Origin of the sequence: Frankia sp. AgB1.9 (assembly GCF_016786355.1) — a bacterium.
GTDB lineage: Bacteria > Actinomycetota > Actinomycetes > Frankiales > Frankiaceae > Pseudofrankia.
Genome location: NZ_JADWYX010000027.1, coordinates 1 through 12,358, shown reverse-complemented (window position 1 = coordinate 12,358; position 12,358 = coordinate 1). Strand labels below are relative to the sequence as shown.

Below are 12,358 nucleotides of genomic sequence, written 5' to 3'. Positions count from 1 at the left end.
AGGAGCACCCGGATGTCGGTGACCAACGAGGTCTTCATCGGGGGAAAGTGGGTTCCGGCGACCTCCGAGAGCTACCTCGACGTCCGGTCGCCCAGCACCGAGGAGGTGGTGGGACGGGTACCGGACGCGGGAGCCGCCGACGTCGACGCCGCTGTCTCGGCGGCGCGCCTGGCGTTCGACGAGGGCCCCTGGCCGCGGCTGCCCCCGGCCGAGCGGGCCCGGGTCCTGGAGCTTTTCCTCGGTGAGCTGACCGCGCGGGCGGACGAGCTGGGCCGGACGATCACGCTGGAGAACGGCACACCCGTCTCGGTCGTGCGCCCGGCGCAGGTCGACAACGGCCTGGACGTCGTGCGCTACTACGCCGAGTCCGCCGCGGCGCTCGAGCTGGAGTCACCGCGGGCCGGGCGCTACTCCCCGCTGATAGTCCGCCACGAGCCGGTCGGGACCGTCGCCGCGATCGTGCCGTGGAACGTCCCCTTCTTCCTGGGGATGATGAAGGTGGCGCCCGCGCTGGCCGCCGGCTGCACGATCGTGCTCAAGTCCGCGCCGGAGACCCCGCTGCACGCCAACGTCGTCGCCGAGGCCGCCCTCGCCGCTGGCCTGCCGCCTGGTGTGCTGAACGTGCTCGCCGCGGGGCCGGCGTCGAGCGAGCTGCTCGTCACCCACCCGGGAATCGACAAGATCGCCTTCACCGGGAGCACCGCCGTCGGCAAGCGCATCGCCGGCCTGGCCGGCGCCCAGCTCAAGCGGGTGACCCTGGAGCTGGGCGGCAAGTCGGCGGCGATCGTCCTGGACGACATCGACCTGCCCACGGCGATGGCCCGGCTCACCATGGTGAGCCTCTTCCTCAGCGGCCAGTTCTGTGTCGCGCAGTCGCGCATCCTCGTCTCCCGCGAGCGCTACGACGAGGCGGTCGAGCTGTTCGCCGCCTCGGTGAGCGCGCTGCCGGTCGGCGACCCCGCGGACCGCGGGACCTTCCTCGGCCCGCTGATCTCGCGCAGGCAGCGCGACCGGGTGCTCGGCTACATCGAGATCGGGCGCGGCGAGGGCGCCACGGTCGTCACCGGCGGCGGCAAGCCCGCCGGCCTCGACCGCGGCTGGTACGTCGAGCCCACCGTGTTCCGCGACGTCGACGCCGGCATGCGGATCGCGCAGGAGGAGATCTTCGGCCCGGTCGTCGCCTTCATCCCGTACGACGACGAGGACGACGCCGTCGCCATCGCGAACGGCACGGACTTCGGCCTGCACGGCACCGTCTGGACCGGGGATGTCGAGCGCGGGCTGGAGATCGGGCGGCGCATCCGTACCGGGTCCTTCGGCGTCAACGGCCTCTCGCTGGACCCGGCCGCGCCCTTCGGTGGGATGAAGCAGTCGGGCCTCGGACGGGAGCTGGGACCGGAGGGCCTGCACGCCTACCTCGACGCGAAGACCATGACGGTCCCGGCCGGAACGTCCCTGCCCGGTTCGCCGTGACGGCCGCCGCCTCGCGGGCGGGCACCGGGCGCGCCCGCCGCGGGGGCCGCCGCCAGGGGCGACGGCCACCGCACAGGTCAGCGCCCCGGTCAGCGCCTGGCGGCCGGCTCCGCCCGGCCGAGCACCGCGTCGCGGCCGCCGAACCGGCGCTCGACCATCGACGAGTAGTCCGGGCCCCGGCGCAGGCCGAGCCCGCCGTCGACGTTGATGACCTGGCCGGTGACCCGGCTGGCCCGCGACGAGAGCAGGAAGCTGACGAGCTGGGCGATGTCGTCGACGTCGGAGGCACCGCCGAGCGGGGTGTTCTCGTCATAGCTCTGGTAGACCGGCGTGCCGGGGGCGATGAAGCTGACGATCTCCGTCGACGTCAGCCCCGGCCGGACCGCGTTGAACCGGAGGCCCGCCGCGCCGTACTCGTCGGCCGCGTTGCGCACGAGCTCCTCGACACCGGCCTTGGCGACGGGGTAGGCCCCGAAGTAGGGATGCGTCACGTCGCCGGCGATCGACGAGATGGCGACGAACGAGCCGGAACCGGACCGGGCGAACAGCGGCACCGCCGACTTCACCAGCAGCAGCGTGCCGATGATGTTCAGGGTCAGCACGCGGAGGTACTCCGCGACCTCCTGGGTGTGCATCGGCGCGAGCGCGCCACCGCCGCCGGCGTTCGCGACCACCCCGTCGAGCTGGCCGCGCCAGTCGGCGGCGAAGGCCACGACCCGCTGCACGTCCGGCTCACTGGTGACGTCGGCGACCTGGAACTGCACGGCCGCGCGACCGGCCTCCGCGTTGATCGCGTCAGCCGTGGTGCGCAGCGAGGATTCCGTACGGCCGCAGATGGTCACCCACGCGCCATTGCTCGCGAGCCTTCGCGCAATGCCAGCGCCGATGCCCGTACCGCCGCCCGTGACAAGTACCGACAGGCCGTCGACTTCGCTCGTCATCTTCGCCATCTTCCTTCGGTCACGGCCACGGAAACGTGATTGTGGCGCCGCGATTGTTGACGTCCTGCCGCGTTCGACAGTACGCGTCCGACGGTACTCGCCGGCCGGGGGTCTCGCCACTGTTGGAACCAGCCCACCGGCCGCGTTGGATAGCGGCCGACCGCGTCGAGTGGGGAGATAGATGCTATCGATCGGGAAGCCACCGGTGACAGTTCCCGGGAATCATGAGCAGCGACGGAAAGTCGCCGCCGACGCGACTGTCAGGCGTCGGCGGTGTTCGGCGTGACGGCGCTGGAATGGCCGGGTGAGAAAGACATCCTGCAAGCCTTCCGGCTCATTGACGGCCGGCTTGACGGCGATTCTGGGCCAGCCGTCCTACGGGCGCTGCGCGAGCGCCTCGCCGGCGAGCTGTTCGGCGACGCAGACCGGGTCGAGCCGACGCTCGCACCGTCCTTCGCACTGGTGACGCACGCGCGCGGTGCCACGACCACGACCGACCGCGAAACCCTCCTCAAGGGCTTCCGCCGCCAGGCCGCCGCACAAGGCGGGGTGATGATGTGGATCCATTTCGAGGATCTCGTCGTGGAGGACGGCTCGATCGCGGGCCAGGGAACGCTCAACATCATGACGAACGGGTCGGTCGCCGCCCGGCAGGGCCGGCCGGAGGTGGCGCCCGAGGACCTGTGCCTCACCACCGTGCCGGTCGCGTTCTTCATCCGGTTCGCCGACGGTGTCATGACGTCCGAGGTGCTCTACATGAACGTCGAGGCGTCCGAGTCGTCGGTGCGTCGGAATGGCGTGATGCCGGATCCGGCTCGGTACCTCGCGCTCGTCGACCACCGCGATCCCACCAGCTGACCAGGGAGCCGAGACCATGAGGATCACAGAGTCATGAAGATCACGGAGTCGTCGGCGATCGTGACGGGCGGTGCCGGCGGGCTCGGCGCCGCGACGGTCCGCCAGCTGGTCGGCCTCGGGGTCGGCGTCGCGGTGTTCGACCGGGACGAGGAGCGCACGACCGCGCTCGCGGCCGAGCTCGGGCCGACGGTCGCCGCGATACCCGGGGACGTCACCGACGACCGCGACGTCCAGAGCGCGATCGACGCGGCCCAGGCCCTCGGAACCCTGTCGGTCGTGGTCAACGTCGCGGGCGGTGGCACCCGGCCGGCCCGCACCGTCGGGCGCGGCGGCGAGCCGCACGACATGGCGACGTTCGTCGCGACCATGGCGAAGAACGCGTTCGGCACCTTCAACGTGACCCGGCTGGCCGCCGCCGCGATGGCGGCGAACACTCCCGACGAGGACGGTCAGCGCGGGGTGGTGGTGAACACGGGGTCGCTCGCCGGGCTGGAGGGACAGGCCGGGCAGGTCGCGTACGCCGCGGCGAAGGCGGCCATCCTGGGCATGACGCTGCCGCTCGCCCGTGACCTCGCGCCGCTGGGAATCCGGGTGTGCGCGATCGCGCCGGGCACGATGGGCACCGAGCTGATGCTCAGCGCGTCCCAGCAGCTGAAGGACAAGCTGCTTTCCACCGTCGTCTTCCCGCACCGCATGGGCCACCCGGCGGAGTTCGCCCTGCTGGTCGAGATGATCGTAAGGAACTCCTATCTCAACGGGGAGAACATCCGCATCGACGGCGGGCAGCGATTCCCGGCGAAATAGCGCACAACTGGAGGCGACACACCGTGAGTGGAATCTCTGCCCAGCCGGATGAGCTGTACCGCGGGGCATTTCTCCCCGACCTTCTGATCGCGGCGCTGCGGCGCGACCCCGCGAAGCCCGCCATCTACCTCGGTGACGGAGTCCTGACGGCCGCGGACCTCAGCGCGCAGATCAGTCGCTATGCCCAGGTATACGCGGCGAAGGGTGTCTCGCCGGGCAGTGGCGTCGCGACGCTGTCCAAGAACCGGCCCGAGGTCCTGTACTCGATGGGTGCCTACATGGTGACGGGCAGCCGCAACACCGCGCTGCACCCGCTCGGGTCACTCGACGACCACGCCTACGTTCTCGCGGACGCCCAGATCGAGACGCTCGTTTTCGACGAGTCGTTCGCGGAGCGCGCCGCCCGCCTCCAGGAGCGGGTACCGACGTTGAAACGGCTGCTGTCGTTCGGCCCCTGCGACGTGGGTGAGGACCTCGTCGCGTTGGCGGCGGGTTTCGAGCCGAAACCGCTGGTCGGCCCCGACGTCCAGGCCGAGGACGTCGCGGCGGTCGCGTATACCGGTGGCACCACCGGGGAGCCGAAGGGCGTCATGACCGCGTACCGCGGCAGCGCCGCGATGACGCAGATCCTGCTGACGGAATGGCAGTGGCCCACCGATCTGCGGCATCTCGTCTGTACGCCGCTGAGCCATGCCGGCGCGTCGTTCATCGTTCCCGTCCTGCACCAGGGCGGCTCCGTCGTGGTCCTGCCCCGTTTCGAGGCCGGCGCGGTGCTGGAGGCCATCGAGAAACACCGCGTCACCTCGGTCTTCCTGGTGCCGTCGATGATCTACGCGATTCTCGACCACCCCAGGTTCGCCGAGACCGACCTGTCGAGCCTGGAGACCGTCTTCTACGGCGCCTCGGCCATGTCGCCGAGCCGGCTGCGCGAGGCGATCACGCGGATCGGCCCGGTCTTCTTCCAGTTCTACGGCCAGACCGAGGCGCCGCAGTCCGTCTTCGTGCTGCGCAAGGAGGAGCACGACCCGGACGACCTGGCCAGGCTGGCCTCGTGCGGGCGGCCGGTGCCGTGGGTCAAGGTCGCGTTGCTGGACGACGAGGGCCAGCGGGTCCCGCGCGGCGAGCCGGGCGAGATCTGCGTGCGCGGCCCGCTGGTGATGAAGGGCTACTGGAACAAGCGGCAAGAGACCGCCGAGGCCTTCAGGGGCGGGTGGCTGCACACCGGCGACATCGCGCGCGAGGACGCGAGCGGCTTCTACACGATCGTCGACCGCAAGAAGGACATGATCGTCAGCGGCGGCTTCAACGTCTTCCCCCGCGAGATCGAGGACGTGCTCTCGACCCATCCGGCCATCGCCGCCGCGGCCGTCATCGGGGTGCCGGACGAGAAATGGGGCGAGGCGGTCAAGGCGGTCGTGGTCCTGCGGCCGGGCACGACGGTCGAAGCAGCGGAGCTGATGGCGCTGGTCAAGGACCGCAAGGGCGCCCACCACGCGCCGAAGACCGTCGACGTGGTGGACTCGCTGCCGCTCACCGCGGTCGGCAAGCCCGACAAGAAGGCCCTGCGGGCGCTGCACTGGGCCAGCGCGGACCGCCAGGTCGGCTGACCCGGCGGCCGGCTCCGGTCAGCTGGCGGAGGACGCCGCCGCGAGCCGGTCGCGCACCTCACGGTAGCGCTCACGGCTGGCGCGGACAGGCCCCGGATCGAGGTCGGACGCGACGCCCAGGTCCTGCAGCGCCGCCCGCGTGTAGTGCGGGATGGCGAGACCCATCTCGGCGAACCGCAGGTCGTCACTGGCGCCGGAGTCGAACATCATCGTCCCGACCAGCAGGATCACGCAGGTCTTGAAGGTCTGGAACGACCGGTACCAGTCCCGGTGCCGCACCGGGATTCCCGTCAGCCGCTCGTAGTACGAAATGGCGTCCTCGAACGCCAGGGCGGCGGGACGGCTGGTGAAGTGGACCGGGACGTTCCAGAACAGCTCCAGGTAGCCGATGTCGGCGAGGGGATCGCCGATCCCGGCCAGCTCCCAGTCGAAGACGCCCGTGACCTCGCCGTCCTCGAAGGCGAAGTTCCCGGGTTTCACGTCGCCGTGGACGAGGGTGATCCGCTCGGACGGCACCGGCCGGCGTTCGACCAGCGCCTCGTGTAGCCGCTCCAGCGCCGGCAGCCGGTCCTTCTGGACGCGGCACAGCTCGGACGACCAGTGCGCCAGCTGGTCGTCCAGATAGGTTCGTCCCTCGCCCGCGCCGGCCAGGCCGCGCTCTCGCGGGTCCACGGAATGGATGGCGGCGAGCTGCTCGATGATTCCCTGCGTCATCCGGTGGATGGTCGCCGGGCTCGCCTCCAGCTCGGCGGGGATGTGCTGCTCGTAGACCTGGCCGGGCACCTTGGCCATCACGTAGAACGGCCGGCCGAGCACGTCACCGGACTCGTCGAGCCACAGCACCGCCGGACCGCGCACGGCGGTCGGTTCCAGCGCGCGCAGGATCGTGAACTGCCTGGCCATGTCGTACGGCTCCAGCAGCCCGGGGGAGGGCGGGCACAGCCGGAGCACGACGTCCCTGCGCCGCGCCGTGCCGTCCTCGGTCCAGGCCAGGGCCAGCGCGGTGATCTCGGCCGAATGCCCGAACGTGATGCGGTCCGCGTTCTCGATGCGCAGGTCCGACGCGGCCGGCATCCGTTCCGCCAACCAGCCGGTCAGCCGGTTCAGGTCGTCGGTACCTCTCACTGGCCGGGCCCCGCAGCGGCCGGCGCGAACCGGATCCGGATGGTGTCGTAGGCCCGGGTGAACGTCGCGGGCAGGATTTTGGGCTCGTCCGGGTCGACCAGATCCCAGTCGGGGATGCGGCGCAGCAGCTCCTCGAACATGACCCGAAGCTCGAGCCGGGCCAGATGGGCGCCGAGGCAGACGTGCGTGCCGAAGCCGAAGGCGACATGCCGGGGCGCCGTCCTGGCCACGTCCAGCGTCTCCGGGTCGGTGAACACCCGCGGGTCGCGGTTCGCCGCCGGATAGAGCAGCAGGAGCTGGTCGCCCTTCTTGATCTGCTGGCCCTGCAGCTCGTGATCCTCGGTGGCCGTGCGGCGCATGTTGAGGACCGGCGAGACCCAGCGGATGAACTCCTCGACCGCCTTGGAGGTGAGGAGCTCGGGCTGTTCCTGGAGCACCCGCCGCTGCTCGGGATACAGCGCGAGATCGCGAATCATCGTCCCGATGACCGTGCGGGTCGTCTCCGCGCCGCCGTCGAGGACGAGCAGGGTCTCGTCGAGGACGCGCTTGGTGCTCCATCCGGGCCTGGTGGCCCACAGCGAGATGAGGTCGTCGCGCGGCTCCGCCCGCCGGGCCTTGATCAGCGCGACGGTCGTCTCCATGAAGTCGGTGATGACCGGCCCGATCCCCGGGTGGGTGACGTGCGGCGGCCCGTCCGGCGAGGTCAGGCCGGACAGGAGCATGATCTGCTCGGACCAGTGCCGGACGCGCTGCCAGATCTCGCGCGGATAGCCCAGCAGGTCGCCGATCATGATCGCTGGCACCCGCGAGGCGATCGCCTCGATCGCCTCGCACTCGCCGAGGGCGACGACGTCATCCAGGACCTCGGTGACCACCGCGCGCACGTGCTCCTCGTGCCGGCGCACCGCTCGTGGCGTGAACTGGGGCACGACGAGGTTCCGCTGGGCCTGGTGGTCCGGGTCGTCCATGTTGATCATGGACTCGTCATGGGTCTGGTCGATGTGCGGCCGTGACCCGTAGAACGACGAGTAGAGCGCCCCGTTCTTCTCCACGGCGACGACGTCGTGAAAACGCGAGATCACCCAGAGCTTCTGCCGGGCGTCCCAGAAGACCGGAGCCTCGTCACGCAGCCAGCGGTACGCCTCCCACGGGTCGACGTAGAACTCCGGGTCGAGGACGTTGACCTGCGCCGCCGTCGTGGTGCTCATCAGAAGGCCACCTGGTGGTCGGAGTCGGCGGTGAGGCCGAGTTCGGGCCACTCCCCGCTGATGATGCTCTCCATGATTCCGTAGCCCACGGCGTCGCCCTCCCTGACTCGTACGGGGGTATCGCGCAGCTGCCCGAGCTGCGGCAGGTACTCGTCCGACCAGCAGTCCGCGATGTACTCGCCGTCCACGTACAGCGCGCCCTTCCAGGTCCCGTGGATCTGGCCCTTCCAGGGCCCGTACAGGCCGGTCTTGAGGAAGAAGCCGGACTCGCCCAGCGCCTCGAACTCGATGACCCGCTTCTCGCCCGACTCCATGACGAGCTGCAGCTCGCCACCCTTCACGAACCGGGTCCGCGCGTCGTACTCGACCCGCGCGTCCGTCGTCCGGACCGGTAGCTGCCGGCCGTCCCCCTCGTTCAGGTAGGTCGAGGCGTAGCCCCAGTTCGCGCCGGTGACGAAGACGGCCGACTCGTAGAAGGAACCGTCCGGCCGGCCCAGGAACATGGGCGACCACTTCATGTGGCCCTTGATCGCGCCCTTGGGCCGGGCGCGGCCCTTCGCGAGATCGGGAGGCGGCGCCCCGACGCTCTGCCGGACACCCCAGGAATGGTCCCGGTAGCCGAACCACTCCCGCGGGCTGACCTCGTGCTTCTCACCCGCGACGGTGACGGTGCCGGACACCCAGCCGCCCTGGTGGTAGCGCACGACGTTGACGTCGACGCGGCCGGTGTGCCGGTTGCGCACGAGGTTGCGGTCCTCGAAGAACGGCCTCGTCACCCCGGACAGCACGAGGTCGAACGAGATGGGCTGGACGTCGTTCTCCTCCAGCCGGAACCGCACCTGGTTCAGCGGCTCGACGATCTCGTAGTGGATCGGGCCGACGCCCATCAGCTCCGGGGCGCCGCGCAGCTCGCGGCTTCCCCGCACCGTCCACTGCTCGCGGCCTCGGGAGACGCCGGCGAAGCCGTCGATGACGCCGCGGTTGTGGTATTTCCCGAGGCCGAAGTCGACCTGCAGGGAGCCGTCGGTGCTCGCGAGCGAGCCCCAGACCTTCTCGGTCCAGGCCAGATCGGATTCGGCGACGGTGGCGAACGTGTCCACGATCTGGTGGGTCATGGTCTCGTCCGCGCCGCGCAGTGCGCCGATGTCCTTGGGTGCCATCTGTCCTACCCCTCACGCACCGATGCAGGGCGACGATCCTGTCGTACGGCGGAACACTACTTCATGTTTGTCTCATCTCCCAGGCATGCCTGAGCGCGCCCGCCGGGACGGGCGGGGGCGCGCCCGGCGCCTACTCGACGGTGCGGGCGAGAATGCCGAGGGTGGCCCGCAGCGCCGCCTCGGGGATGACCGGGAAGATCCCCTTGCCGCGGTAGGTCTCCGGGATCTCGGACCAGTCGTAGTACGAGACGACCCGGGTGCCGCCGTCGCTGGGCTCCAGGCGGTAGCCGTACAGGTGCCGCAGCGGCTCGCCCAGCAGCGCGCCGCCGATCGTCCACTCGATGAGGGCGTCCTGCTCGAACTTCGTGATGATCACCGTCACGTCGTACTTGCCGAGCGGATAGTCGTTGAGCGCCTCGCGGTCCATGTGCACGACGAACTCGTCGCCGACCGCGCTCACCGGCTCCCCGTCGGCCGACTGCAGCATGCCGGAGCTGTCGATCTTCACGTGCCCCGCGGGGTCGCTTACCACCGCGAACACCGCCGACGGCGACGCCGCGACCTGCCGGGAGACCTCGAACCGCTCTGTTTCCGTCATGAGGGCCACCCTGCCACGGCGGCATATAGCACGCCACAAGCGGACATCGCCGCAGCTGGCGACCGCCGAGAGGGCGGCTGGCGGGCGGTTCAGGTGCCGTCGGTCCCCGAGGTTCGCTGATCGGACCGCCGGGCGAACGTGCCGATCGCGTGTCCCAGCCCGATGTCCGGGCCGCCGATCAGCTCCCACGCCCGGGCCACCCCGATGAGGAAGCACACGACGACCAGCACTGCGATCGTCCCGGCATTCCCTGGCTGATCCGGATGGGCGATGATCTGCGCTCCCGTGACCAGCTGGACCACGAAGACGGTCGCCAGCCCGACCAGGAACGTGACGTCACGGGCGTCGCGCCACCGCGGCCTGCGGCCCCGGACCAGCGTGAGCAGCGACGCCAGGATGAAGGTGAGGCCGACGCAGCCCACCGCGAGCGACGTCGGCCCGATCTTGTGCCCCGGGATCAGGGCGAACAGCGACACCGCGAGCGCGTTGGTGAACGCCGTCAGCGCGGCGGAGGCCCGGACCCGGTGAACCTGCGTGTCGTCCCGTTCGGCCAGCCGCTCCTGGGACACCGAGATGGCCACGAACAGCAGACCGACCAGGGCCCCGCGACGCCCGCGCTGGCCACGAAGAAGTCGTGCAGGTTGTCCGGTGTCATCCCGTCATCCTCCCGGAACCGCGCCCCGCCCCGCGACGCCAGGAAGGGTAGCCCGTTCCGGCGTCTCCATGATCGCCGTTTCGACCCTCCGGTGGTTGTGATCGGGCCTGTTTCGTAGCCACCAGGAGGCGAAAACGGCGATCAAGGCGACGGGCGGACGATGGTGGTCGCGGCGCTAGCTGATCTCGGCGAGCCGCTGCTCGAGGTCGCGGGCGGCGGGGACGGACGGGTGCAGGCGCAGCCGGGCCCGGACGTCCTCGGCGCGGCGCGCGTTGCGCCGTGACCGGGTGGCCGCGAGCAGCGGCACCGCCTGGCTGGCGAGCGCGCAGCCGGCGTCGACGTCGCCCAGGTCGATCTGCACGCCCGCGCGGCGCAGCAGGTAGGTCGTGCGGTCGCGGGGTTTCTCGGTCGACTGGGCCGCCTGCGCCTGGCTGAGCCAGCCGTCGGCCGACAACAGGTGCCCGAGGTCGATGTAACAGCAGCCGACCTGGGCCCGGAACTCGGCGTCGTCGAAGTAGCCGGCCCAGTCCGGCTCGGGCTCGCTCGTCTGGTCGAACGCCGTCTCGGCGACGCTGATCTCGTGCAGGCAGGCGACCTGGTCGCCGAGCGCCGCGTGGGCTCGGGCCTTGCGAAGGTGCATCATGGCGCTGACCCGCCCGCCGGCGCCGTCCGCCGTGTGTACCGCCGCCTCGGCCAGCGCGATCGCCTCGACCGGCCGCGACACGTCGAGGCACTGCAGGGACAGGTTCTTCAGCACGTTCGCGCCGAGCAGGCGGTCGCCGGCGACGTGCGCGGCGTGCAGCGCGGCCAGCCAGTACCGTTGCGCCGCCGTCTGGTACCCGGCGTCGAAGGAGACCCAGCCGGCGAACCGGGCGAGCTCGGCGGCGACCAGGTGCAGCTCGCGGCTGATCTGCTCGGTGTAGCGGCCGACCGAGAGCAGCTCCGCCACCACGCCGAGCTCGGCGTCTACGAGCCGGCGCACGCTCGCCCCGCCGAGCCGGTGGTCCATCACCCGCAGGCCGGGCAGGCTGTGCTCGATCCGCGCCACGATCTGCTCGTCGACCAGCCCGCCGTCCAGCGCGCCGGCGAGGTGGGCCGGCTCCAGGCCGAGCCACTGCTCGGCCAGCGCGGCGATCCCGGAGCTGCTGATGGTCAGGAAACCGCGGCGGTCGGCGACGGCGTCCTCGACGACGTCGGTCAGCGCGGCCAGGCTGCCGGCCTGGGTCCACGGGTAGTTGGTGCGGACGTTGTCCCCGGTGGGCAGCCAGGTGGGCCAGGGATGGGAGTCCAGCCGGTCGGTGGGCACCCCGAGCTCGGTCGCCAGCGCGAGCTGGGTCACCCGGTCAGGGACGACGCCACGGTGCTCCCATCGCCAGACCTTCTGTCTCTCGGCGGCCATGTTCGCCTCGCCGAGGTCGCGGGCTCTCTTCGCGACGACCCGGGCGAGCTTCTGGTAGGACCAGCCCCGCTGGGCGCGGACGAACGTCAGTGGATGTGCGCAGGCCTGGGCGTTACCCGACATCGTTGACGATCCTCTCGGGTTGGGGGTACGGGTGCCTCATGGGGCTCGCTAATTCCAGCGAGTTGGGAGTGCGATGGGTGCACTGAGCGCGCGCCAAATCGGCGCTTTCCAGTGCGGAACGGTCGTCATTGGCGGGCGGACTGCGGGAATGGAACCGGATGGAATGAAGCGACAGTTGCGCGTGGCCTGGAGCGATGTCCGGCAGGTCTATGGCATCGTGCATTCACAGGTCCGGGACCTGTGAATCACGCACGCGGTGTTGGAGCCGTGGGTTGGATTCACCAGGATTCCAGGACCCGGGAAAGGTTTCCCGTGGCTCGGTCCCGGGCGGCCGGCGGGGCCGGGGGGGGGGGCGGGGCTGTGGGGGGGGCGGCGGAGGGGCCCCCCCGGCCGGGGTGTGGCGGGGG

The 12,358-nt window shown here is 70.9% G+C and carries 11 protein-coding genes; 4 read left to right on the top strand and 7 right to left on the bottom strand.

Features of this window, described 5'->3' with window-relative positions:
- Positions 1–12 precede the first annotated feature (12 nt).
- The gene (locus I6A60_RS12860; protein ID WP_203021714.1) at positions 13–1,473 is read left to right on the top strand and encodes an aldehyde dehydrogenase; all 1,461 of its coding nucleotides are present in this window, start codon (positions 13–15) and stop codon (positions 1,471–1,473) included.
- Between the two features lie 89 nt (positions 1,474–1,562).
- On the opposite strand, the gene I6A60_RS12855 is transcribed toward I6A60_RS12860, so the two are convergent.
- Positions 1,563–2,414: an SDR family oxidoreductase gene (locus I6A60_RS12855; RefSeq protein ID WP_203012088.1), complete on the bottom strand. Its 852-nt coding sequence runs from the start codon at positions 2,412–2,414 to the stop codon at positions 1,563–1,565.
- A 273-nt stretch (positions 2,415–2,687) separates the two neighbouring features.
- Between I6A60_RS12855 and I6A60_RS12850 the strand changes: the two genes are divergently transcribed.
- The 3 genes from I6A60_RS12850 to I6A60_RS12840 are packed head-to-tail and all read left to right on the top strand — an operon-like array spanning position 2,688 to position 5,683.
- Positions 2,688–3,272 carry a hypothetical protein gene (locus I6A60_RS12850; protein WP_203012089.1) on the top strand — a complete coding sequence of 195 codons (585 nt, stop codon included), beginning with the start codon at positions 2,688–2,690 and terminating at the stop codon, positions 3,270–3,272.
- Between the two features lie 33 nt (positions 3,273–3,305).
- Positions 3,306–4,076 carry an SDR family NAD(P)-dependent oxidoreductase gene (locus tag I6A60_RS12845; RefSeq protein WP_203012090.1) on the top strand — a complete coding sequence of 257 codons (771 nt, stop codon included), beginning with the start codon at positions 3,306–3,308 and terminating at the stop codon, positions 4,074–4,076.
- A 23-nt stretch (positions 4,077–4,099) separates the two neighbouring features.
- Positions 4,100–5,683 carry an AMP-binding protein gene (locus I6A60_RS12840; protein WP_203012091.1) on the top strand — a complete coding sequence of 528 codons (1,584 nt, stop codon included), beginning with the start codon at positions 4,100–4,102 and terminating at the stop codon, positions 5,681–5,683.
- 18 nt (positions 5,684–5,701) lie between these two features.
- Here the strand turns inward: I6A60_RS12840 and I6A60_RS12835 are convergent, their stop codons facing one another.
- The 6 genes from I6A60_RS12835 to I6A60_RS12810 all read right to left on the bottom strand — a co-directional run bounded on the left by I6A60_RS12835 (position 5,702) and on the right by I6A60_RS12810 (position 11,951).
- On the bottom strand, positions 5,702–6,808 hold the full coding sequence (locus I6A60_RS12835; RefSeq protein ID WP_203011716.1) for a phosphotransferase family protein: 1,107 nt from the start codon (positions 6,806–6,808) through the stop codon (positions 5,702–5,704).
- The gene (locus I6A60_RS12830; RefSeq protein ID WP_203011711.1) at positions 6,805–8,016 is read right to left on the bottom strand and encodes a cytochrome P450; all 1,212 of its coding nucleotides are present in this window, start codon (positions 8,014–8,016) and stop codon (positions 6,805–6,807) included. Before I6A60_RS12830 ends, I6A60_RS12835 begins: the two co-directional genes overlap by 4 nt.
- On the bottom strand, positions 8,016–9,176 hold the full coding sequence (locus I6A60_RS12825) for a hypothetical protein (RefSeq protein WP_203011709.1): 1,161 nt from the start codon (positions 9,174–9,176) through the stop codon (positions 8,016–8,018). Before I6A60_RS12825 ends, I6A60_RS12830 begins: the two co-directional genes overlap by 1 nt.
- Positions 9,177–9,306: 130 nt before the next feature.
- Positions 9,307–9,774 carry an SRPBCC family protein gene (locus tag I6A60_RS12820; protein WP_203011707.1) on the bottom strand — a complete coding sequence of 156 codons (468 nt, stop codon included), beginning with the start codon at positions 9,772–9,774 and terminating at the stop codon, positions 9,307–9,309.
- Positions 9,775–9,863: 89 nt separating this feature from the next.
- A complete protein-coding gene (locus tag I6A60_RS12815; protein WP_203011702.1) occupies positions 9,864–10,355 on the bottom strand; it encodes a hypothetical protein in 492 nt (163 codons plus the stop codon).
- A 249-nt stretch (positions 10,356–10,604) separates the two neighbouring features.
- Complete coding sequence (locus I6A60_RS12810; RefSeq protein WP_203011701.1) at positions 10,605–11,951, bottom strand: transcriptional regulator; 1,347 nt, start codon at positions 11,949–11,951, stop codon at positions 10,605–10,607.
- Positions 11,952–12,358: the final 407 nt, after the last annotated feature.

Bases quoted from the DNA above. Each gene is read 5' to 3' on its own strand.
- I6A60_RS12860 (WP_203021714.1), top strand. From the start codon at position 13: ATGTCGGTGACCAACGAGGTCTTCATCGGGGGAAAGTGGGTTCCGGCG.
- I6A60_RS12855 (WP_203012088.1), bottom strand. From the start codon at position 2,414: ATGACGAGCGAAGTCGACGGCCTGTCGGTACTTGTCACGGGCGGCGGT.
- I6A60_RS12845 (WP_203012090.1), top strand. From the start codon at position 3,306: ATGAAGATCACGGAGTCGTCGGCGATCGTGACGGGCGGTGCCGGCGGG.
- I6A60_RS12830 (WP_203011711.1), bottom strand. From the start codon at position 8,016: ATGAGCACCACGACGGCGGCGCAGGTCAACGTCCTCGACCCGGAGTTC.
- I6A60_RS12825 (WP_203011709.1), bottom strand. From the start codon at position 9,176: ATGGCACCCAAGGACATCGGCGCACTGCGCGGCGCGGACGAGACCATG.
- I6A60_RS12820 (WP_203011707.1), bottom strand. From the start codon at position 9,774: ATGACGGAAACAGAGCGGTTCGAGGTCTCCCGGCAGGTCGCGGCGTCG.
- I6A60_RS12810 (WP_203011701.1), bottom strand. From the start codon at position 11,951: ATGTCGGGTAACGCCCAGGCCTGCGCACATCCACTGACGTTCGTCCGC.